This window comes from Allobosea sp. GW822-FHT05A11 (assembly GCF_058800455.1).
Genome location: NZ_JBXAMI010000001.1, coordinates 567,969 through 587,420, shown reverse-complemented (window position 1 = coordinate 587,420; position 19,452 = coordinate 567,969). Strand labels below are relative to the sequence as shown.

Sequence of the window (19,452 nt, the reverse complement as noted above, 5' to 3'; positions counted from 1 at the left end):
GACATTGTATCCTGGATACCATTCTCCCGATCTTGGAGAAACCGATGGACCAGGTGCTCGAATGGCGCAGCCAGTCGCGCCTTCTCGATGAGGTGGCGCAGGCCCTGCGCGAGCGCATCTATGCCGGGGTCTATGCGCCCGGCGCGACGCTCCGGCAGGAGCGGATCGCCACCGAATTCGGGATCAGCCGGACGCCGTTGCGCGAGGCGTTTCGGGTTCTGGAGCGCGACGGGCTGGTCGTGAACAAGCCGGGCAGCGGCGTCAGGGTCGCGACGGCCGATCTGCCGAAGCTGCTGGACGCCTACGCCGTGCGCGAGGCGATGGACGGCGTCGCGGCGCGCAACGCGGCCGAACGCGCGACATCGGACGAAATCGCGAAACTGGCGAAGCTGGTCGATCTGCAGAAGAAGCAGATCGCCGACTGGAATCCGAGCGCCTATTCCCAGTCGAATGTCGATTTTCATCTGGCGATCATCGGCGCGGCCCGGAACGCGTCGCTGGCCACCCTCGTGCCGCTTCTGCACCTGACGTCTCAGGTGTTCGCGCCGGCCTTCGCGCTGTCGAGCGAGCGGGCGAGCGCCGCTGTGGCCGAGCACAGCGAAATTCTCGACGCGATCCAGCAGCGCAAGCCCGACGAAGCCGAGCGCGTCGCGCGAGCTCACATCCATGCAACGGCTGTCCGCCTCAAGGCGCAGCTTGCCGGACCACAAACCCATATCGAGGCCTGACGTGAAGACCTACCGCAATTTCATCGCGAACGAATGGCGCGATGCCGTGGATGGCGAACATATCGCCGTTCGGAATCCGTCGACCGGTGAGGAGCTGGCAAGGCTCGCGCGCGGCAGGCGCGAGGATGTCGATCTCGCGGTTCGCGCCGCACGGCAGGCACTGGCCGGCGAATGGGGCCGCCTCACCGCCACGGAACGCGGGCGTATCCTCTCCCGGATCGGGGCCGGCGTGCTCGCGAATATCGAGTTCCTGACCGAGATCGAGGCGCGCGATGTCGGCAAGCCATTGACGCAGGCACGGGCCGATGTCGTCGCACTCGCGCGCTATCTCGAATTCTACGGCGCCTCCGCCGACAAGGTGCATGGCGACACCATCCCCTACCAGAACGGCTTCACCGTCCTGACGATCTACGAACCGCATGGCGTCACCGGGCATATCATCCCGTGGAACTACCCCATGCAGATACTCGGCCGCAGCCTCGGCGCCGCTCTGGCCATGGGCAACGCCGCCGTCGTCAAGCCGGCCGAGGAAGCCTGCCTGACCATTCTCGAATTCGCGCGGATCGCGCAGGAGGAAGGCCTGCCGGCCGGCGCGCTGAACATCGTCACGGGCTTCGGTGCCGAGGCCGGCGCAGCCCTTTCCGAGCACACGGACATCAACCACATCTCCTTCACCGGCTCGGCCCGCACGGGCGAGATGGTGCAGACGGCCGCGGCGAAGAATGCCGTGCCGGTGACACTCGAACTCGGCGGCAAATCGGCCCAGGTGGTCTTCGCGGATGCCGATCTCGACCGCGCCGTGCCCTTCCTCGTCAATGCCGGTATCCAGAATGCCGGCCAGACCTGCTCGGCCTCGTCGCGCATCCTCGTCGAGCGCTCGATCTACGAAGATGTCATCGCCCGCATGAGCGAGAAGTACCGGGCTCTCAAGGTCGGACCGGCCGAGTCCGATCTCTCCGTCGGCCCGGTCGTCTCGCAGCGCCAGAAGGCGATCATCGAGGACTTCCTCGGCGTCGCCCGCAAGGACGGCCTGACGGTCGCGGCACAAGGGACCATCGTTCCGGACGCGCCGGCGGACGGCGCCTATGTCGCGCCGACCCTGCTGCGCGACGTCCCGCCCGACCACCGGCTGGCGCAGGAGGAGATCTTCGGCCCGGTGCAGGTGATCATGCCCTTCGACAGCGAGGAGGAGGCGCTGGCGCTCGCCAACGGCACGCCCTACGGGCTCGTCTGCGGCATCTGGACAAACGATGGCAGCCGGCAATTGCGCATGGCGCGCGCGGCGCAGGCCGGGCAGGTCTTCATCAACAATTACGGTGCCGGCGGCGGCGTCGAATTGCCCTTCGGCGGCGTCAAGAAATCCGGCCATGGCCGCGAGAAGGGTTTCGAGGCCCTTTATGGCTTCGCCAGCATGAAGACGATCTCGATCTTTCACGGCTAGGGTGCTTCCGCGAGGCTCTGCCCCGCGGGAAGACTGGATATGACGAGAGCCACTGCATGACCGAACTTGCCGACCTGACCGCCGTCGCTCTCGTCGAAGCCTATCGCGCTCGCAGGCTCTCGCCCGTCGAGGTGATCGACGCCGTCATCGCGCGCATCGATGCGTGGGAGCCGCGCCTCAACGCGCTCTGGGCCTACGATCCCGACGCGGCCCGCACGAGCGCGCGCGAATCCGAGGCGCGCTGGATGAAAGGCGAACCGCTCGGCGCGATCGACGGCGTGCCCGTCACGATCAAGGAGAACATCGCGACGAAGGGGACGCCGGTGCCGCTTGGCACCGCGGCCACGACGCTCGTGCCGGCGGCAGCCGATGCGCCCCCGGCAGCCCGCACGCGGGAAGCGGGCGGCGTCATCTTCGCCAAGACCACCATGCCCGATTACGGCATGCTCTCCTCCGGCCTGTCGAGCTTCCACAAGCTGGCGCGCAATCCGTGGGATCTCTCGACAAATCCCGGCGGGTCCAGTGCCGGCGCCGGGGCTGCGGCCGCCGCCGGCTACGGCCCGCTGCATATCGGCACCGATATCGGCGGCTCGATCCGTTTGCCGGCCGGCTGGTGCGGCCTCGTCGGCCTGAAGCCGTCCGCCGGGCGTCTGCCGATCGATCCGCCCTTCATCGGGCGCGCGGCCGGGCCGATGACCCGCACGGTCGCGGACACCGCGCTCTACATGTCGGTGCTGACCAGGCCGGACCGGCGCGACACGATGGCACTGCCCTACCAGGAGATCGACTGGCTGAACCTCGCTGGCTCGGTGAAGGGCCTGAAGATCGGCCTGTGGCTGGAGGCGGGCTTCGGCCAGGCCGTCGGCGACGAGACGCTCGCAGCCGTGCAAGGTGCTGCCGCGCTGCTCGCCGATGCCGGCGCCACCATCGTGCCGATCGAGCCTTTCCTGACGCGCGCCATGATCGACGGTCTCGACCGCTTCTGGCGGGCGCGGGGTTATGAGGACGTCTCGCGCCTCCCGCCCGAGCAGCAAGCCAGAATCCTGCCCTACATCTTCAATTGGATCGTGACCGCCAAGGACTTCTCGGGCGGCGATGTCTATACCGGCTTCGCCCAGATCGACGCGATGCGCAACGCGCTCCACGGCGCGCTCAAGGACGTCGATTTCATCATCTCGCCGACCGCCCCGGAGCCGTCCTACCCGGCCGAATGGGCTTCGCCGCTCAACGACCCGCAGCGGCCCTTCGAACACATCGCTTTCACGGTCTCAGCCAATATGGGCGGCCAGCCGGCCTTGTCGATCAATTGCGGCTATTCCGGCGGCGGCCTGCCGATCGGCCTCCAGATCATCGGCCAGTCCTTCGACGATATCGGCGTGCTGCGTCTTGCGCGCGCCTTCGAGGAGATGCGCGCGCCGGCAAGACCCTGGCCGACCCTGCCGTAAGGCATCGCCCGCGACGGCAGCCGCGACAGGTTGGCCGGCCGGCCTCAGGCGGCCCCGGCCGCCGCGAAAGCCTGCCCGACGATCCGCCGCGCATCCTCCTGGATCGCGGCGAGATGCGCCTCGTCCCGGAAGCTCTCGGCATAGATCTTGTAGACCTCCTCGGTGCCGGACGGGCGCGCTGCGAACCAGCCATCCGCCGCCGTGACCTTGACGCCGCCGATCGGCGCGCCGTTGCCCGGAGCGTTGCTCAGGATCGCCGTAATCGGCTGGCCTGCCAGCTCCTTCGTGGCGATCTGCTCGGCCGAGAGGTTCTTCAGAACCGCCTTCTGGCTGGCGCTCGCCGGCGCATCGACGCGCGCATAGCGCGGTTCGCCGAGCTCCGCCGTCAGCTTGCCATAGAGCACGCCGGGGTCATTGCCGGTCTTCGCGGTGATCTCGGCGGCGAGCAGGCCGAGGATGATGCCGTCCTTGTCGGTGGTCCAGGCCGTGCCGTCCATGCGCAGGAAGGAGGCACCGGCGCTCTCCTCGCCGGCGAAGCCGAAGCTGCCCGAGATCAGCCCGTCGACGAACCATTTGAAGCCGACCGGAACCTCGACGAGTTTCCGCCCGAGCTTGGCTGCGACGCGATCGATGATCGCGCTCGACACCGCCGTCTTGCCGATCGCGGCATCCGCGCGCCAGCCCGGCCGGTTGTCGAAGAGATAGGCGCTCGCCGCGGCGAGATAGTGGTTCGGGTTCATCAGCCCGCTGCTGCGCGTCACGATGCCGTGCCGGTCGGCGTCGGTATCGTTGGCGAAGGCGACGTCGAAGCGGTCGCGCATGCCGATCAGGCTCGCCATCGCATAGGGCGATGAGCAGTCCATCCGGATCTTGCCGTCCCAGTCGGCGGTCATGAAGCCGAAGGCCGGATCGACCTCCTTGCTGACGATCGTCGCGTTCAACCCGTAGCGGTCGATGATCGGCTGGTAGTAGTCGAGCCCCGCCCCGCCGAGCGGATCGATGCCGATCACGACGCCGGCCTGGCGGATCGCCTCCATGTCGACGACGCTGGCGAGGTCGGCGACATAGCCGGTGATGTAGTCGTGCCGGTGGACATGCTCGCTCTTCAGCGCCTTGTCATAGGGCATCCGCAGGATGCCGGCGAGCTTGTCGGCGAGGAAGGCGTTGGCGCGCTTCTCGATCCAGCCGGTCGCGTCGGTATCGGCCGGCCCGCCATGCGGGGGATTGTACTTCAGGCCGCCATCGGCCGGCGGATTATGCGAGGGCGAGATCACGACGCCGTCGGCGAGCCCGGCCGAGCGGCCACGGTTATGCGCGATGATCGCATGCGAGATCACGGGGGTCGGCGTGAAGCCGAGCTTCTCGTCGATGATCGTGGCGACGCCATTGGCCGCGAACACCTCCAGCACCGTCTCGAAGGCATTGCGCGAGAGCGCATGCGTGTCGATGCCGAGGAAGAGCGGCCCGTCGATCCCCTGCTCGCGGCGATAGAGGCAGATCGCCTGCGCGATCCCGAGGATATGCTCCTCGTTGAACGAGCGCAGCAGCGCCGAGCCGCGATGGCCGGATGTGCCGAAGGCGACCTGCTGCGAACGCTGCGCGGGATCGGGCTCATCGTAATAGGCTTTGGTGAGGGCCGCCACGTCGACGAGTTGGCCGGGCTCGAGCCGCTTGCCGGCCAGGGGACTCACGGAATCGCTCATGTAGGCTCTCGTTCTAGGCAAGGCAGGATCCGACACCCCTTATAGACGCCGGCATGAACAGAGTTGCAACGGAATGCGACAGGTTCGCGGCACCGGGACCGTGAGGCGAGTCCGGCCGCAAGGCCGGCGTCATGAATCGGCAGCTCGCTCCTTCGCAGCCCGTTCCTCCATCAGCGCCCGCTCCCTGGCGTTCTGTGTCAGCGCGACCGCATGCTCGAAAGCTTCCGCCGCCTCCCGGTGGCGGCCGAGCTTGGCGAGCAGATCGCCGCGCACGCCCGGCAGCAGGTGGTAGCGCTTGAGCGCCGGCTCTCCGGCGAGCGCCTCGACCAGCGCGAGCCCGGCCGCCGGTCCGTCCGCCATGCTGACCGCCACGGCACGGTTGAGTTCCACGATCGGCGACGGCGTCACCTGCCCCAGAACCGTGTAGAGCGCGACGATCCGCTTCCAGTCGGTTTCCTCGGCCGTTCGAGCGCGGGCATGGCAGGCCGCGAGCGCCGCCTGCAGCAGATAAGGCCCCGGCACCGCGCCGGCGAGCTGCTGCGCCCGTTCCAGCGCCGCAAGCCCGCGCCCGATCAGCAGGCGATCCCAGCGGGCGCGGTTCTGGTCGAGCAGCAGGATCGGCTCGCCATCGGGGCCGACGCGGGCCCGGAACCGCGAGGCCTGCAATTCCATCAAGGCGACGAGGCCGTGGACCTCGGGCTCGTCAGACGCTCGCGCCGCCAGGATGCGCCCGAGCCGCAGCGCTTCCTCGCACAATCCCGGCCTGACCCAGTCCTCACCGGCGGTCGCGGCATAGCCTTCGTTGAAGATGAGATAGACCACCTCCAGCACCGAGGCGAGACGCTCGCCGAGCTCGGCACCGGCCGGAACCTCATAGGGCACCCTCGCGTCGCTCAGCGTCTTCTTCGCCCTGACGATGCGCTGCGCCATCGTCGGCTCCGGCACGAGGAAGGCGCGCGCGATCTCGTCGGTGGTCAGGCCTCCGAGCAGGCGCAAGGTCAGAGCGATCCGCGCCTCCTTGGGCAGGACAGGATGGCAGGCCGTGAAGATCAATCGGAGCAGGTCGTCGCCGACCTCGTCGTCGAGCGCCTCGTCGAGATCGGGCATGGCCGACCCTTCGCTGTCGATGTCGCGGCCGATCTCGTCCTGCTTGCGCCGGGCCATGATCTCGTGGCGAGCGGTGTCGAGCGCGCGATGCTTGGCGACCTGCATCAGCCAGGCGGCCGGATTGCGCGGCACGCCCTCTTCGGGCCACTGCTTCAGTGCCGCGACCAGCGCGTCCTGCGCCAGTTCCTCGGCCCGGCCGACATCCCGCGTCAGGCGCGCAAGCCCCGCGATCAGCCGGGGCGACTCCATGCGCCAGACCGTCTCGATGGTGCGGTGTGCATCGCTGCCCGACATGGGAAGCGATACACACCATCAGCATACAGGCTGGCAAGCGGCTCGGGCGAGACGCCGATGGTTCAGCCCTGGCCGCCGGCCTCGGCCTTGAGCCGATCCCAGGCAGCCGCGGCCTCCGGCGTGACGATCTCGCCGAAATCGGCCAGCTCGAAGAACGGCCGGATCTCGATCTCGGACGGACCGGGCATCGGATTGGGGCAGCGCTTGACCCAGGCGATCGCCTCGTCGAGCGAGGCGCATTCCCAGAGCCAGTAGCCGGCGACGAGTTCCTTGGTCTCGGCGAAGGGGCCGTCGACGACGGAGCGCTTGGCGCCGTCGAACTGCACGCGCACGCCCTTCGAGCTGGGCTGCAGGCCGTCGCCGCCCTTCATGATGCCGGCTTTCACCAGCTCCTCGTTATAGGCCATCATCGCCTCGAGCAGTTCGCGGGTCGGCGGCGCGCCGGCTTCGCTGTCCTTGGTTGCCTTGACCATCACCATGAAGCGCATCGGTTTTCTCCTTGAGCGGAAGCGCCGGAGCCTGGCCGCGCGCCTTCCGGGGGATTGGTTTCGAGAGTTGATCGCTCAGCCGGCGAGCTTCGCCGCACCGGCCTGGATGCGCTCTTCCTGAGCGCGCAATTCAGGCGTCAAGGCCTCGCCGAAATCCTCCATCTCGAAGATGCGACGCAGCTCGATCTCGGTGCCGCCGTCGAAGGGGGCGCGCTTGAGCCACTCGACCGCCTCGTCGAAGGACTTCACCTGCCAGATCCAGAAGCCGCAGAGCAGCTCCTTGGCCTCGGCGAAGGGCCCGTCCGTGATCACCCGCTCGCTGCCCGAGAAGCGCATGCGGATACCCTTCGAACTCGGATGCAGGCCATCGCCGGCCAGCATGACGCCAGCCTTCACCAGCTCCTCGTTATAGGCCCCCATCTTGGTGAGGATATCCCCGCTCGGCATGATGCCGGCTTCGCTGTCCTTGTCCGCCTTGACCAGAACCATCACACGCATCGATCGTCTCCTTGGTTGGGAGAACCCGGGCGTTCCGGCACGCCGCCGGAACCCGTTCTCTGCTGGCACGTCGAACGGGCACGGCCCGAATCGACACGGGCCGCGAATCTTTTTCAAATATTTTTCGCGCGGCCTCAGGCGCCGCGCGGCAGCGCCTCCAGGAAGCGGGCCGGTTCGCCCCGCGAGGGGTTCGTCAATTCGCCCTCCCACATCACCTTGAGCCCGCGCACGAAGGTGCCGACCGGCCAGCCGGTGACGGTGACGCCGTCATAGGGCGTCCAGCCGCATTTCGAGGCGCTCCATTCTTTGGTGATCGTCTCGCGGCGCTTGAGGTCGACGATGGTGAAATCGGCATCGTAGCCCACCGCGATCCGGCCCTTGCCTTCCAGCCCGAAGATGCGCTGCGGCCCGGCGCTGCTGAGATCGACGAAGCGCTCCAGCGTCAGCCTGCCGGCATTCACATGGTCGAGCATGATCGGCACCAGCGTCTGCACGCCCGGCATGCCGGAATGGCTCGCCGGATAAGGATGGTGCTTCTCCTCATGGGTATGGGGCGCATGGTCGGAGCCGAGCACATCGACGATGCCCTGCTCCACGCCCCACCAGATGCGCTGGCGATGGCTGTCGTCGCGGATCGGTGGGTTCATCTGGGCGTAGGTGCCGAGCCGCTCGTAGCAATCCGGCGCGACCAGCGTCAGGTGGTTCGGCAGCACCTCGACGGTCGCGACGTCCTTGTGGTCTTTCAGGAAGACCATCTCCTCAGCCGTGGAGATGTGCAGGATATGGACGCGCGCGCCAGTCTCGCGCGCGATCCGCACCAGCCGCTTGGTGCAGGTCAGCGCCACCTCGGGCGAGCGCCAGACCGGGTGGCTCGACGGATCGCCCTCGACGCGCAGGGGCATGCGCTCGCGCAGCATCCCCTCGTCTTCGGAATGGAAGGCGGCGCGCCGGCGCGTCCGCTTCAGGATCTCGGCGACGCCCTTGTCGTCCTCGACCAGCAGGTCGCCGGTCGAAGAGCCCATGAACACCTTGATGCCGGCGGCGCCGGGAAGCCGCTCCAGCTCGGCGACATCATGCGCGTTCTCATGCGTGCCGCCGACCCAGAAGGCGAAATCGCAATGCATCCGATGGCGCCCGCGCCTGATCTTGTCGGCCAGCGCCTCGGGTGTCGTCGTCTGCGGAATCGTGTTCGGCATCTCGAAGACGCAGGTCACGCCGCCGAGCGCGGCCGAGCGCGAGCCGCTCTCCAGGTCTTCCTTGTGATCGAGCCCGGGCTCGCGGAAATGCACCTGAGAGTCGATCACGCCGGGCAGGATGTGCAGGCCCGTGCAGTCGACCACCTCGCCCGCCGACGCCTGCGAGAGATCGCCCAGCGCCATGATCTTGCCGCCGGTGACGCCGACATCGCGCGCCACGCGACCGTCCTGGTTCACCACCGTGCCGCCCTTGAGGATGACATCGTAGGTCTGGGGCATGACAGGTCTCCGAAAGGTTGAGCAAAGACGGGATGCAGCCTACCTATCGGCCAACGCGCCGTCCCGGAAGCCCAAACAGCTTTCGGGTGGCGACATCATCTCGATTCGGCCGACGAGCCTCGTCCGACATCAGAACTGGAACGGCTGCCCATGTCCGCAACCCGATTGATCGATCGCGGCGTCATTCGCGTCAGCGGCGACGACGCGCGCGATTTCCTGCAGAACCTCGTGACCAACGATCTCGATCCGATCGTGCCCGGGCAGGCTGGCTACGGCGCGCTGCTGACGCCACAGGGCAAGATGATCTGCGATTTCTTCATCCTCGCGCTGGCGCCGGAGGATGGCGGCGGCTTCCTCATCGATTGCCCCCTGCTCCAGACCGCCGACCTGATGAAACGCCTCAAGCTCTACAAGCTGCGCGCCAAGGTGACGCTCGACGACCTCACAGAGAAGAGCGCTGTCATCGCCTCGGCTGATGGCGCTCCCCTGCCTGCGGATGCCGGCTTCGTCTATGACGACCCGCGCCTGCCGGCGCTCGGCCAGCGTGCCATTGCCGATGTCGAGGGCATCGAGGCACTGGTCACCGCCGAGCCGGAGGCCTATCACGCCCGCCGCATCGCGCTCGGCATTCCCGCCGGCGGGCGCGACTTCGCCTATGGCGACACCTTCCCGCATGAGGCGCTACTCGACCAGCTCGGCGGCGTCTCCTTCAGGAAGGGCTGCTATATCGGGCAGGAGGTCGTCTCCCGCATGCAGCATCGCGGCACCGCCCGCACCCGCGTCGTACCCGTCGTCTTCGACGAGGGCATCGCGACCGAGACCGGTGCCGAGGCCACGGCCGGCAGCAAGCAACTCGGCCATATCGGCTCGGGCGCCAATGGCCGTGCCCTCGCCATGCTCCGGCTCGACCGGTTGGCCGACGCGCTCGCCGCGGGACAAACGCCGCTCGGCGGCGGGCTCGCCTTCCATCTCGCGGAAAAGCCGGACTTCATCCGCTTCCCCTTCCCCGGCGAGCCCGATTTCGGTGCCGTCGCAGGAGCCGCCCTGTGAGCGACACCGTCATCGTCAGCGAAGAACGCATCGCGATCCAGGGTGCCGACGGCAAGTTCCGCTGCCGCTGGCCGGGCACCGATCCGCTCTACATCGCCTATCACGACACCGAATGGGGCGTGCCGGAATATGATTCCCGCGCGCTCTGGGAGAAGCTAATCCTCGACGGCTTCCAGGCCGGTCTCTCCTGGATCACGATCCTCAGGAAGCGCGATGCCTTCCGCACCGGCTTCGCGGGTTTCGAACCGGAGGCCGTCGCCCGCTTCACCGAGGCCGATGTCCAGCGCCTGCTCGCCGATCCCGGCATCATCCGCCACCGCGGCAAGATCGAGGGCACGATCAAGAGCGCGCAGGCCTATCTCAGGCTGAGCGAGCGCGAGCCCTTCGCCGATTTCCTCTGGAAGCATCTCGACGGCCGCGTGCTGCAGAACAGCTATCGCGCTCAGGGAGAGGTCCCAACCCAGACGAAACTCTCCGAGACCGTCTCGAAGGAGCTGAAGAAGGCCGGCTTCACCTTCTGCGGCCCGACCATCGTCTACGCCTTCATGGAGGCCTGCGGGCTGGTCAACGACCATCTGACCGGCTGCTTCCGCTGGAGCGAATGCGCCGCGCTCGCCCGCGACTCGCGCCCCGCCGCCTGATGGCCCGCAAGCCCGAACCGCCGCGCGCCTGGCAACGCATGCTCTCGGGCCGCAGGCTCGACCTGCTCGATCCCTCGCCGCTCGACATCGAGATCGAGGACATCGCCCATGGTCTCGCCCGCGTCGCCCGCTGGAATGGGCAGACGCACGGCGCCCACTCCTTCTCCGTCGCGCAGCATTCGCTGCTGGTCGAAGCGATCGCAGCCCATCTCAATCCGGACTGGGAGCGTGGCTGGCGCTTGATGGCGCTGCTGCACGACGCACCGGAATACGTCATCGGCGACATGATCTCGCCGTTCAAGGTGGTGATGGGCGACGCCTACAAGAGCGTGGAACTGCGCCTGCTCGCGGCGATCCACCTGCGCTTCGGCCTGCCTGCGGTGACGCCGGCCGCCCTGAAGCGGAAGGTCAAGGAGGCCGACACCATCGCCGCCTTCTTCGAGGCGACGCGGCTGGCCGGCTTCGGCCGCGAGGAGGCCCTGAAATTCTTCGGCCGGCCGCAGGCGCTGCCGGCCGAAGTTCTGTCCTGGCTCGATCCGCTCGACACCGAGGCGGCGCAGGCGCGCTTCCTGGCGCGCTTCGCCGCGCTCGGCCTTACTGCGTCAGCCTGACTGCGCTGATCTCTTTGGCGATCGCCTGGAAGACCGGGCTGAGTTCGGAGGCGTTCTTGACGTTGTAGTACATCTCCGGCGCCGACGCGCAGCCCTTCAGCAGGGACTCGTTGCCGTCGATGACGCGGATCGTATAGAGGCTGACCCCGTCCGCCTTGACGTTCGTGCAGGCGAGCTTCGTGCGCGCATCGATCGTGCTGGTGGAATCGCCGGCGCCGTTCTCGGTGTTGTCGCCGTCGGTCAGCAGGATCATGTATTTCTTGAGGCGCGGCTCGGTCTTCGGCTTCGCGGTCGTGAACGGAGCTGCCTGCGTCAGCGTCGCCCAGCCCCAGGCGGCGCCGATCGTGATGTTGGTGTTGCCGACCGCGCTCATCGTGTCGATATGGGTGTTCAGCGCGTCCCAGTCGTTGGTCAGCTGCTTGATCTCCGCGAGCGTGGGATAGCTGCACCAGGCCGCAGGGTATTGCTGCGCACTAGACCCATAGGAGCCGCCGTCGGTGACGTCGTAGTTCTTGTCGCGGTCAGCGATGCAGCCCTCTGTGGCCGCCCATTTTGACTTGCTCACCGCCTCCTTGCAGGTCCTCACGCCCTTGCTGCTGGTGCTGCAACCCGAAATCGTGGAATCCGACTCATCCACACCGGTCGGCGTCTTGTAGCTTTTGCTCTTGTTGTCATAGCTCATCGTCACCGATCGGGTCCTGCCGTATTTGATCCACGACTCGTCCTTGAAGCCGCGATCGACCCGGACCTGCGTGTTGAACGGTACGATCGAGATCTTGATCTGCTCGGGATCGATCGCGGCGTCCTTCATGATCCTGACCAGATCCTTGGAGGCCGTCTTCAAAGCCGTCATCTTGGACCCAGACATCGAACCCGTATTGTCGAGCACGAGCGCAAGCTCGATCTTGTTGGTTCCCCAGGTCGACTGGCTGTTCGTCCCCACCGGAAGCTGGCTCACGCCGATCACGTTGGAAATGGTCGTCGGCACAACGGCATTAGCCTCGATCTGGATCGTCCGCGCCGTGCGGTCGATCGTCACCGTGGCGCCGGTGTACTCGCTCTTCACATCGGCAGGCAGGTTGTCGCGGATCCAGGCGTCGATGCGCGTCCTGAGCTCCCCGTCCGTCAGCTTCTGGGCATCGCGGGCTGCCATCAGCGCCGCGGAATCGATCGCCGCATTGAGCGCCTGCCGGGTGTTGCTGGCGCGGGAATAGTCGATCGCCACGCCGACGACGCCCATCAGCGGCACGAGCACCAGCCCGAACAGCATCATCACGTTGCCACGTTGATCCCGGCGGAAGCGCCTGAACATCTCAGGCAGTGAGCCGATCTTCATCATTGGTTTCATCCAGGGCCGGATTGCCGCATTCGACCCCGGAAGCGTTGGCGGCCGGAACTTACGAATTGCTGAAACCGATTTGCGGAAGTCGGGCCTATCTGCACATTTTGAATCGAAACGCGCTGCCGTTACGTCATTATGCGTTCACCGCGCGCACAACACAACTTTCACGAGCATTTTGACGGCCCCTACCCGCGAACGGAAATTCATTCCAAATTTGAACAAGTGATCGTCATTTTTTCCGGATTTTGCAAAGTGTGCTTTCGCGGAATGATGGTCCCAACCTGATCGGAGGACCATTCATGTCGGACACCCCCACACTCGCCCTGCCGGCCGGCGTCGTCGTCAAGGGCGCCCTGCAGCCGGGCTTCGAGCAGATTCTCAGCACCGAGGCGCTCGGCTTCGTCGCCGACCTGCATCGCCGCTTCAACGAGACGCGCAAGCGCCTGCTGGCCCTGCGCACCGAGCGTCAGAAGCGCTTCGACGCCGGCGAGACGCCCGATTTCCTCGCCGAGACCCGGCATATCCGCGAAGGCGACTGGACCGTCGCACCGATCCCGGCCGACCTCCTCGACCGCCGCGTCGAGATCACCGGCCCGGTCGATCGCAAGATGATCGTCAACGCGCTGAACTCCGGCGCCAAGGTCTTCATGGCCGATTTCGAGGACGCGTCCTCGCCGGTCTGGGCCAACATGATCGAAGGCCAGATCAATCTCCGCGACCGCTGGGCGAACAGGATCGACTTCACCGATCCCACGAACGGCAAGGACTACAAGCTCAAGGCCAAGCCCGCCGTCCTAATCATCCGCCCGCGCGGCTGGCATCTGCCGGAGCGGCACATCCTTATCGACGGAGAGGAGGCCTCGGGCTCCCTGGTCGATTTCGGCCTCTATGTCTTCCATAACGCCAAGGCGGCGCTGGCCGCCGGCTCCGGCCCGTATTTCTACCTGCCGAAGCTGGAGAGCCATCTCGAGGCCCGGCTCTGGAACGACGTCTTCGTCGCCGCCCAGTCGGCGCTCGGCCTGAAGAACGGCACGATCAAGGCCACCGTCCTGATCGAGACCCTGCCGGCCGCCTTCGAGATGGACGAGATCCTCTACGAATTGCGCGAGCACATGGCCGGCCTGAACTGCGGCCGCTGGGACTACATCTTCTCCTTCATCAAGAAGCTCGCCCGCAACAAGGCCTATGTCCTGCCGGATCGCTCGCAGGTCGTGATGTCCAAGGCCTTCCTGCGCGCCTATTCGCTGCTGCTGATCAAGACCTGCCACAAGCGCGGCGCCTTCGCGATGGGCGGCATGGCGGCGCAGATCCCGGTCAAGAACAACCCCGAGGCCAACGCTGCCGCCTTCGCCAAGGTCAAGGCCGACAAGGAGCGCGAGGCCGGCGACGGCCATGACGGCACCTGGGTCGCTCACCCGGATCTCGTCCCGGTCGCGATGGAGGTCTTCGACCGGCTGATGCCGCAGGCCAACCAGCTCGACAAGAAGCGCGACGACGTCTCGATCGGCGCCAAGGACCTGCTGGAGGTCCATCAGGGCACGCGCACCGAGGAAGGCTTCCGCGAGAACATCCGCGTCGGCGTCCAGTATATCGAGGCCTGGCTGCGTGGCCGTGGTGCGGTGCCGATCTACAACATGATGGAGGATGCTGCGACCGCCGAGATCAGCCGCGCCCAGATCTGGCAGTTCGTCCAGTACGGCGTCGCGCTCGAAGGCGGCATCACGGCCGATGCGGCGCTGTTCAAGCGCTGCCTGCCCGAGGAGATGGAACGCGTGAAGGGCGAGCTCGGCGCGGAGAACTATGCCAAGGGTCGCTTCCCGGAGGCGATCGCGCTGTTCGAGACCCTGTCGCTGGCGCCGAACTTCGAGGACTTCCTCACCGTGCCGGCCTACGCCAAGCTCGCCTGAGTTCGGTTCGGACCGATGACATCGTAAGGGCGTCGCGCCATCGCGGCGCCTTTTCTTTTTGCGCAGTCAATGCAGATGCCACCAGACCCGTCCGCCGATCAGGATGGCGAGCAGGACGACCGAGCCGAACAGGTGCAGCAGGTCAGCCTTCCAGCCACCGGCCGATGGCCTGCGGACATGCCGGTAGATCGCCTCCCGGCGACGGCGATAGGTCCCGATCGTGGTCATTGAAACCTCCATCCGGTTCACGGTGGACACAGCCGCGCTGCTACGGATTCAGGCGCGGCGGGCAGCGACCGCCGGCCCGTTGCGCGCTGCCTTCATCGCCATGCCGGCAAGCGGGTGCGGCAGGTCCTCGATGGCGTCGCAAAGCAGGGGCACGATGTCCGGCCGCGGCGGCGCGAGCGGCGCGCGGCAGGTGGCACCGACATCCAGATGCAGCATCGACAAGGCGAGCTTGATCAGGACCGGGTCGGGCTCCCGCGCGAGCAGGTCGAGCAACGGGACCAGCCGCCGCTGCAGGATCTGCGCCTGCCCGTAGAATTCGGAGCGCGCCGCGCTGTCCATCCGCGCCAGCCAATGCGGCGCGAGATTGCCGGCGCTGGTGATCGCCCCGCAGCCGCCGGCGAGCAGATAGGCAGGGATGGTGTCCGCCGCGCCGGTCAAGCGCATGAAACGGCGGTCGCGGACGCGGGCAATCCGGTCGCAGCGAACGAGATCGCCCCGCCGCTCCAGGATGCCGACGATGTTCGCCGCCCCTTCCAGCTGCTCCAGCGTCTCCGGCGCGATCTCGACGCCGCAGCGATCCGGATCGTTGTCGAGGATGATTTCGAGGCCGGTCGCCTGCGCCGCCGCCAGCGCATGGGCCGCCAGGCCCGCCTGCGTCGGCCGGTTGTAATAGGGCATGCGCAACAGCAGGGCCGAGGCGCCGGCCTTCTCGGCGGCGGCGATTTCGGCGACGGTCCCGGCAGTCGAATAGCTGCCGACAGCGGCGATCACCGGGTAGTGCCGGCCGGCGATGCGGCGGGCGGCGGCGCAGAGCGCCTCCCGCTCCGCGCTGCTCAGCGTCGGGCTCTCACCTGTGGCGGTGCCGACCACGATGCCGTCGGCGCCCTGCGCGATCTGCCAGAGAATGAGGCGTTCCAGCGCGCCGTAATCGATCGCGTCCTCGTCGAAAGGCGTGACCAGCGCGGTGAACATGCCGTGAAGCCAGTGGTTCATGGCGCGTCTCAGAGCAGTGAGAGCGTCTTCGCGGTCATGCGGACCGCGCGAGCCCGGTGCCCGGTCTCGAAAACGGCATAGCGCAGCGCGGCACTGCGATCGCAGAAGATGCCGCCGCCGCGGCCATGCGTCTCGACGGCCAGCCAATGACCTTCCACGTCGCGCCCGACGAGGAACTGGAGCGGACCGCCGAAGGTTTTGCGAGGAATACTGAACATCATCCTGTTTCCCGAGCGGTCTTCCAGGACCGCCCGGACAAGCTAGGGACGGCGCCATAGCCGTTCGAGACGAGGCAAAGGGCAGGATCATCAAGATCCCATAGGGATCGCGCCGCGGCGCTTTGACATCCTCCTGCCGCTCGCGCTCAATCCGCGCCTCTCCTTTCGGATTCGCCCGATGCGCTACCCCCTCTTCGTCATGCTCCTCGCCGCCGCCATGCTCGCCGGTCCCCTCGCCCGGGCCGCAACGCTTGCGCCGGAACAGCGCTTCAGGACGCTCGGTGACTTCTCCGGCAAGAAGCCCGGCAAGCCGGCGCGCGATGTCAGCGGCCTCGCCTGCATGCCGGCGGCCAACGGCACCCAGCGCTGCCTGCTGATCAATGACGAGGGCTCCTTCGCCCAGTTCGCCCGCATCGCCGAGAACCGCATCACGCCGGACGCGACCGTGTCCATCATCGGAGCCGAGGCCGCGCCCGACACGCTCGGTCAGCCGCCGCAAGGCCTCTGTAAGATGCCCGGCCGCTTCGCCGAACTCGACGGCGAGGCCGTCGCCTACGCCGAGGGCGCCTTCTATGTCGCAGGCTCGCATGGCTGCTCGCGCAAGCGCGGCGAATTCCGCCTCTCGGCCTTCCACCTTGCCCGGATCAAGGTCGATGCCGAAGGCGCCGCCGCCGGCAAGGTCGAACTGACCTATCGCCTGAGCGACATGCTGCGCACCGCCGGTCCAGCCGGCGCCTTCTTCGGACGCGGCCTGATGGACGATAACGGCCTGAATGTCGAAGGCATCGCGGTCACCGGCGACACGCTCTGGGCCGGTCTGCGCGCGCCCTCCCTCGGCAATCGCGGCTTCCTCGTCGGCGCCTCGCTGAACGCCCTGTTCGCGCCGGGCCATGCGCCCGCAACGGAGGCGCCGCGGGTCTTCCAACTGCCGGCCGGCCCCGATCGTGGCATCCGCGACCTCGCGCCCCTCCCCGATGGCCGCCTGCTCGCGCTGCTGGGGCCGGCGCAGGAACAGGCCCTGCCCTACTCACTGCTGCTGATCGACCCCGCCAGACCCGATGCGGCAGCACCGCTCGGCGATCTGCCGGCTCGCGGCGGCGGCAAGGCGGAATCCCTGACCGTGCTGACGCAGGACGGCAAGGGCCTCGCGGTCCTGATCGGCTATGACGGCCCGAAGAACGGGCATTTCGAATCCTACCGCCTGCCGCTCGAACCTCGTTGAACCCGATGGATTTCCGCAACGATCTCACCCGCGCCGTCGAGCGCTACCGCGCCGAGATCGCGAGCCCACGCGAGCATCTCGCGCTGCTGCGCTGGCAGATGACTGAGGGCCACGCGCTCGACCGGCGTGACACCTTTCCCGGCCATCTCACCACCAGCGCCTTCGTGCTCTCGCCCGATCATGCCCAGGTCCTGCTGATCGACCATGTCGTGATCGGCCGCTGGCTCCAGCCCGGCGGGCATTGGGAGGAAGCCGAGCATTTCCATCTCTCGGCCGCACGCGAGGCGATCGAGGAAACCGGCGTGCAGGGCCTCGCCCTGCATCCCTGGCATCGCGGCGCAGACCTGCCCTTCACCATCGACAGCCATGATGTGCCGGGCAAGCCATCCCGCGGCGAGCCGGCCCATATCCATCACGACCTGCAATATCTCTTTCTCGCCGATCCGGCCCTGCCACTCGTCGCGCAGGTCGAGGAGGTGCACGCCGCTGCCTGGAAACCGGTCGGCACGCTCGCGGGGATCGCGCCGCGTGCCCTGGAGCGTCTGTCGCACCTGCACACGCCCTGACTGTTGCAGCGCAACAACAGCAATCCGGATTGCTGAAACGGCTATGGCTCTTTTATCGCCTGCGGCCTCGGAGCGGCGCATGTCTTGCAACGGGAGAAGCCCCGCCCGAGTCGCGGCGAAGCTTGCTTCCGCCGCGCAACTGGAACCGCGCCATGACGAACCTCGCTCCTCTTCGCCTCGCCGCCTCCTTGTTCATGTCCATCGCCACGACGACGGCCTTCGCCGCAGACCTGCCCTCCCGCAAGGGCGCTCCGGCTGCGCCTCCGCCCACGCTCTCCGCCTGTACGGAAAGCGAGGGCATCCCGACCGACGCCTTCGGCTTCACCACCGGTTCCGACGTCGCCGATACCGGCTCCTTTGGCCCGAGCTTGACCTATGGCGGCGCCTTCGGCACCCGCGGCGGGAGCTTCAACGGCCATGGCCTGACTTTGCAGGGCTCCTACGGTCTGTTTCCCTGCTTCGAGGTCGGCCCCTATGTACTGGGCTCCTTCAGCAACGCCTCGATCGGCGGCATCAGCGCCGACGAGCGCGCCTTCGGCGCCGGCGTCGAGATGAAGTACAAGCTGCTCGGGCGGAGCATGCACGGGCTCGGCCTGACTCTCGTCATCGATCCCAGCGTCAACCGCGCCGATCCGGACGGCGCCGGCCGCTTCACCACCTACAATACCGGCATCCGCCTCTTCGCCGACAAGACGCTGATCCCGAACACGCTCTACGCCGGGCTCAATCTCTCGCATGACCTGACCTGGACCGGCCCCTCGCCCTATCAGCGCTCGTCGACCTTCACCATCGCCGGCTCGCTCGCCTGGCAGGTGCAGGAGGGGCTCTATCTCAGCGGCGAGGTCCGCCATATGCGTGCCCATAACGAGCTCGGCTTCGGCAAGGAGGCGGGCTACGCGACCTTCGCCGGCCCCGGCGTGTTCTGGCAGGCGACGAAGCAGCTCGCGTTGTCCGCCGCCTACAACATCCAGGTCTCCGGGAAGGCCAAGGGCCAGCCCGGCAATCTCGACCTCACCAATTTCAGCCAGCATCTCGTCAAGGTAAAGCTCGGCTACAGCTTCTGAATCTGCTCGACAGCGCATCGACGGAAGAGCGGCAGCGGCAACGCTGCCGCTCTTTTCGTTTAGGCTCGCCTTGCGCATTGACATACTCCCCCTCAGTACCATAGCGTCGCGGCAACCGGAGCCTCAGTGCCCATGCCTCACACGCCCGAAGAGAAGAAGCGCGCCGTCACGCGGCTGCGCCGGATCAAGGGGCAGACTGACGCCCTGATCGCCGCCGTCGAGCGCGGCGAGGAATGCGGCGCGCTGCTGCAGCAACTCGCCGCCTTGCGCGGCGCCGCGACCGGATTGATGGCCGAGGTGCTCGAAAGCCATCTGCGCGAGACCATGGCCCGCCCCGCCGAGGCAGCGCAGGTGGAAGCCGGAAACGATGACGAGATCGCCGCGATCATGCGGGTGATCCGCCCCTATCTGAAATGAACATCCGCAAGGAA

Annotated in this window: 20 protein-coding genes; 11 read left to right on the top strand and 9 right to left on the bottom strand. The window is 67.2% G+C overall.

All coding sequences use genetic code 11. The annotated features are described in order from the left end of the window. Window positions 1-44: 44 nt before the first annotated feature. The 3 genes from AC1RLU_RS02885 to AC1RLU_RS02875 are packed head-to-tail and all read left to right on the top strand — an operon-like array spanning window position 45 to window position 3,614. Complete coding sequence (locus AC1RLU_RS02885) at window positions 45-728, top strand: GntR family transcriptional regulator (protein ID WP_061969759.1); 684 nt, start codon at window positions 45-47, stop codon at window positions 726-728. Between the two features lies 1 nt (window position 729). Beyond that, on the top strand, window positions 730-2,169 hold the full coding sequence (locus AC1RLU_RS02880) for an aldehyde dehydrogenase family protein (protein WP_492793740.1): 1,440 nt from the start codon (window positions 730-732) through the stop codon (window positions 2,167-2,169). Between the two features lie 56 nt (window positions 2,170-2,225). Next, entirely contained in the window at window positions 2,226-3,614 is a 1,389-nt protein-coding gene (locus AC1RLU_RS02875; protein ID WP_492793739.1) for an amidase, read from the top strand. A gap of 44 nt (window positions 3,615-3,658) precedes the next feature. On the opposite strand, the gene pgm is transcribed toward AC1RLU_RS02875, so the two are convergent. The 5 genes from pgm to AC1RLU_RS02850 form a co-directional block, all read right to left on the bottom strand. Then, window positions 3,659-5,317 carry a phosphoglucomutase (alpha-D-glucose-1,6-bisphosphate-dependent) gene (pgm, locus tag AC1RLU_RS02870; RefSeq protein ID WP_492793738.1) on the bottom strand — a complete coding sequence of 553 codons (1,659 nt, stop codon included), beginning with the start codon at window positions 5,315-5,317 and terminating at the stop codon, window positions 3,659-3,661. A gap of 129 nt (window positions 5,318-5,446) precedes the next feature. Next, window positions 5,447-6,718 carry an RNA polymerase sigma factor gene (locus AC1RLU_RS02865; RefSeq protein ID WP_492793737.1) on the bottom strand — a complete coding sequence of 424 codons (1,272 nt, stop codon included), beginning with the start codon at window positions 6,716-6,718 and terminating at the stop codon, window positions 5,447-5,449. Window positions 6,719-6,780: 62 nt separating this feature from the next. Next, window positions 6,781-7,206, bottom strand: coding sequence for a YciI family protein (locus tag AC1RLU_RS02860; protein WP_061969768.1), 426 nt, complete (start codon window positions 7,204-7,206; stop codon window positions 6,781-6,783). A 75-nt stretch (window positions 7,207-7,281) separates the two neighbouring features. Continuing rightward, a complete protein-coding gene (locus AC1RLU_RS02855; protein ID WP_061969770.1) occupies window positions 7,282-7,704 on the bottom strand; it encodes a YciI family protein in 423 nt (140 codons plus the stop codon). Between the two features lie 134 nt (window positions 7,705-7,838). Further along, window positions 7,839-9,179, bottom strand: coding sequence for a dihydroorotase (locus AC1RLU_RS02850; RefSeq protein ID WP_492793736.1), 1,341 nt, complete (start codon window positions 9,177-9,179; stop codon window positions 7,839-7,841). Between the two features lie 150 nt (window positions 9,180-9,329). Here AC1RLU_RS02850 and ygfZ point away from each other — a divergent pair, with 150 nt between their 5' ends. The 3 genes from ygfZ to AC1RLU_RS02835 are packed head-to-tail and all read left to right on the top strand — an operon-like array spanning window position 9,330 to window position 11,481. Beyond that, entirely contained in the window at window positions 9,330-10,229 is a 900-nt protein-coding gene (ygfZ, locus tag AC1RLU_RS02845; protein ID WP_492793735.1) for a CAF17-like 4Fe-4S cluster assembly/insertion protein YgfZ, read from the top strand. 11 nt (window positions 10,230-10,240) lie between these two features. Continuing rightward, window positions 10,241-10,870, top strand: a complete 630-nt coding sequence (locus AC1RLU_RS02840; RefSeq protein ID WP_210184283.1) for a DNA-3-methyladenine glycosylase I — start codon at window positions 10,241-10,243, stop codon at window positions 10,868-10,870. Then, window positions 10,831-11,481, top strand: coding sequence for a YfbR-like 5'-deoxynucleotidase (locus tag AC1RLU_RS02835; RefSeq protein WP_492793734.1), 651 nt, complete (start codon window positions 10,831-10,833; stop codon window positions 11,479-11,481). The genes AC1RLU_RS02840 and AC1RLU_RS02835 overlap by 40 nt, the downstream gene beginning before the upstream one ends. Here AC1RLU_RS02835 and AC1RLU_RS02830 read toward each other — a convergent pair. Then, window positions 11,465-12,820 carry a TadE/TadG family type IV pilus assembly protein gene (locus AC1RLU_RS02830; protein WP_492793733.1) on the bottom strand — a complete coding sequence of 452 codons (1,356 nt, stop codon included), beginning with the start codon at window positions 12,818-12,820 and terminating at the stop codon, window positions 11,465-11,467. The two genes, AC1RLU_RS02835 and AC1RLU_RS02830, sit on opposite strands and share 17 nt — an antisense overlap. Window positions 12,821-13,122: 302 nt before the next feature. Here AC1RLU_RS02830 and aceB point away from each other — a divergent pair, with 302 nt between their 5' ends. After that, complete coding sequence (gene aceB, locus AC1RLU_RS02825) at window positions 13,123-14,730, top strand: malate synthase A (RefSeq protein ID WP_492793732.1); 1,608 nt, start codon at window positions 13,123-13,125, stop codon at window positions 14,728-14,730. Window positions 14,731-14,796: 66 nt separating this feature from the next. Here the strand turns inward: aceB and AC1RLU_RS02820 are convergent, their stop codons facing one another. Genes AC1RLU_RS02820 through AC1RLU_RS02810 form a run of 3 tightly spaced genes read right to left on the bottom strand, consistent with a single transcriptional unit; the run spans window position 14,797 to window position 16,169 of the window. Further along, window positions 14,797-14,958, bottom strand: a complete 162-nt coding sequence (locus AC1RLU_RS02820) for a hypothetical protein (protein WP_156407168.1) — start codon at window positions 14,956-14,958, stop codon at window positions 14,797-14,799. A gap of 48 nt (window positions 14,959-15,006) precedes the next feature. Beyond that, the gene (locus tag AC1RLU_RS02815) at window positions 15,007-15,951 is read right to left on the bottom strand and encodes a dihydrodipicolinate synthase family protein (protein ID WP_492793731.1); all 945 of its coding nucleotides are present in this window, start codon (window positions 15,949-15,951) and stop codon (window positions 15,007-15,009) included. Window positions 15,952-15,959: 8 nt separating this feature from the next. Then, window positions 15,960-16,169, bottom strand: a complete 210-nt coding sequence (locus AC1RLU_RS02810) for a hypothetical protein (protein WP_492793730.1) — start codon at window positions 16,167-16,169, stop codon at window positions 15,960-15,962. A gap of 178 nt (window positions 16,170-16,347) precedes the next feature. Between AC1RLU_RS02810 and AC1RLU_RS02805 the strand changes: the two genes are divergently transcribed. The 4 genes from AC1RLU_RS02805 (at window position 16,348) to AC1RLU_RS02790 (ending at window position 19,438) form a co-directional block, all read left to right on the top strand. Further along, the gene (locus AC1RLU_RS02805; RefSeq protein ID WP_492793729.1) at window positions 16,348-17,391 is read left to right on the top strand and encodes a DUF3616 domain-containing protein; all 1,044 of its coding nucleotides are present in this window, start codon (window positions 16,348-16,350) and stop codon (window positions 17,389-17,391) included. 5 nt (window positions 17,392-17,396) lie between these two features. Then, window positions 17,397-17,957, top strand: a complete 561-nt coding sequence (locus AC1RLU_RS02800) for an NUDIX hydrolase (RefSeq protein WP_492794309.1) — start codon at window positions 17,397-17,399, stop codon at window positions 17,955-17,957. Between the two features lie 152 nt (window positions 17,958-18,109). Then, the gene (locus tag AC1RLU_RS02795) at window positions 18,110-19,021 is read left to right on the top strand and encodes a DUF6662 family protein (protein WP_492793728.1); all 912 of its coding nucleotides are present in this window, start codon (window positions 18,110-18,112) and stop codon (window positions 19,019-19,021) included. Window positions 19,022-19,153: 132 nt separating this feature from the next. Further along, the gene (locus AC1RLU_RS02790; RefSeq protein WP_091857064.1) at window positions 19,154-19,438 is read left to right on the top strand and encodes a metal-sensing transcriptional repressor; all 285 of its coding nucleotides are present in this window, start codon (window positions 19,154-19,156) and stop codon (window positions 19,436-19,438) included. Window positions 19,439-19,452: the final 14 nt, after the last annotated feature.

What these genes read in the sequence shown, in the direction of transcription:
- AC1RLU_RS02885 (WP_061969759.1), top strand. Translation starts at nt 45, where the DNA reads ATGGACCAGGTGCTCGAATGGCGCAGCCAGTCGCGCCTTCTCGATGAG.
- AC1RLU_RS02875 (WP_492793739.1), top strand. Translation starts at nt 2,226, where the DNA reads ATGACCGAACTTGCCGACCTGACCGCCGTCGCTCTCGTCGAAGCCTAT.
- pgm (WP_492793738.1), bottom strand. Translation starts at nt 5,317, where the DNA reads ATGAGCGATTCCGTGAGTCCCCTGGCCGGCAAGCGGCTCGAGCCCGGC.
- AC1RLU_RS02865 (WP_492793737.1), bottom strand. Translation starts at nt 6,718, where the DNA reads ATGTCGGGCAGCGATGCACACCGCACCATCGAGACGGTCTGGCGCATG.
- AC1RLU_RS02860 (WP_061969768.1), bottom strand. Translation starts at nt 7,206, where the DNA reads ATGCGCTTCATGGTGATGGTCAAGGCAACCAAGGACAGCGAAGCCGGC.
- AC1RLU_RS02855 (WP_061969770.1), bottom strand. Translation starts at nt 7,704, where the DNA reads ATGCGTGTGATGGTTCTGGTCAAGGCGGACAAGGACAGCGAAGCCGGC.
- AC1RLU_RS02850 (WP_492793736.1), bottom strand. Translation starts at nt 9,179, where the DNA reads ATGCCCCAGACCTACGATGTCATCCTCAAGGGCGGCACGGTGGTGAAC.
- ygfZ (WP_492793735.1), top strand. Translation starts at nt 9,330, where the DNA reads ATGTCCGCAACCCGATTGATCGATCGCGGCGTCATTCGCGTCAGCGGC.
- AC1RLU_RS02835 (WP_492793734.1), top strand. Translation starts at nt 10,831, where the DNA reads ATGCGCCGCGCTCGCCCGCGACTCGCGCCCCGCCGCCTGATGGCCCGC.
- AC1RLU_RS02830 (WP_492793733.1), bottom strand. Translation starts at nt 12,820, where the DNA reads ATGATGAAGATCGGCTCACTGCCTGAGATGTTCAGGCGCTTCCGCCGG.
- aceB (WP_492793732.1), top strand. Translation starts at nt 13,123, where the DNA reads ATGTCGGACACCCCCACACTCGCCCTGCCGGCCGGCGTCGTCGTCAAG.
- AC1RLU_RS02820 (WP_156407168.1), bottom strand. Translation starts at nt 14,958, where the DNA reads ATGACCACGATCGGGACCTATCGCCGTCGCCGGGAGGCGATCTACCGG.
- AC1RLU_RS02815 (WP_492793731.1), bottom strand. Translation starts at nt 15,951, where the DNA reads ATGAACCACTGGCTTCACGGCATGTTCACCGCGCTGGTCACGCCTTTC.
- AC1RLU_RS02810 (WP_492793730.1), bottom strand. Translation starts at nt 16,169, where the DNA reads ATGTTCAGTATTCCTCGCAAAACCTTCGGCGGTCCGCTCCAGTTCCTC.
- AC1RLU_RS02805 (WP_492793729.1), top strand. Translation starts at nt 16,348, where the DNA reads ATGCGCTACCCCCTCTTCGTCATGCTCCTCGCCGCCGCCATGCTCGCC.
- AC1RLU_RS02800 (WP_492794309.1), top strand. Translation starts at nt 17,397, where the DNA reads ATGGATTTCCGCAACGATCTCACCCGCGCCGTCGAGCGCTACCGCGCC.
- AC1RLU_RS02795 (WP_492793728.1), top strand. Translation starts at nt 18,110, where the DNA reads ATGACGAACCTCGCTCCTCTTCGCCTCGCCGCCTCCTTGTTCATGTCC.
- AC1RLU_RS02790 (WP_091857064.1), top strand. Translation starts at nt 19,154, where the DNA reads ATGCCTCACACGCCCGAAGAGAAGAAGCGCGCCGTCACGCGGCTGCGC.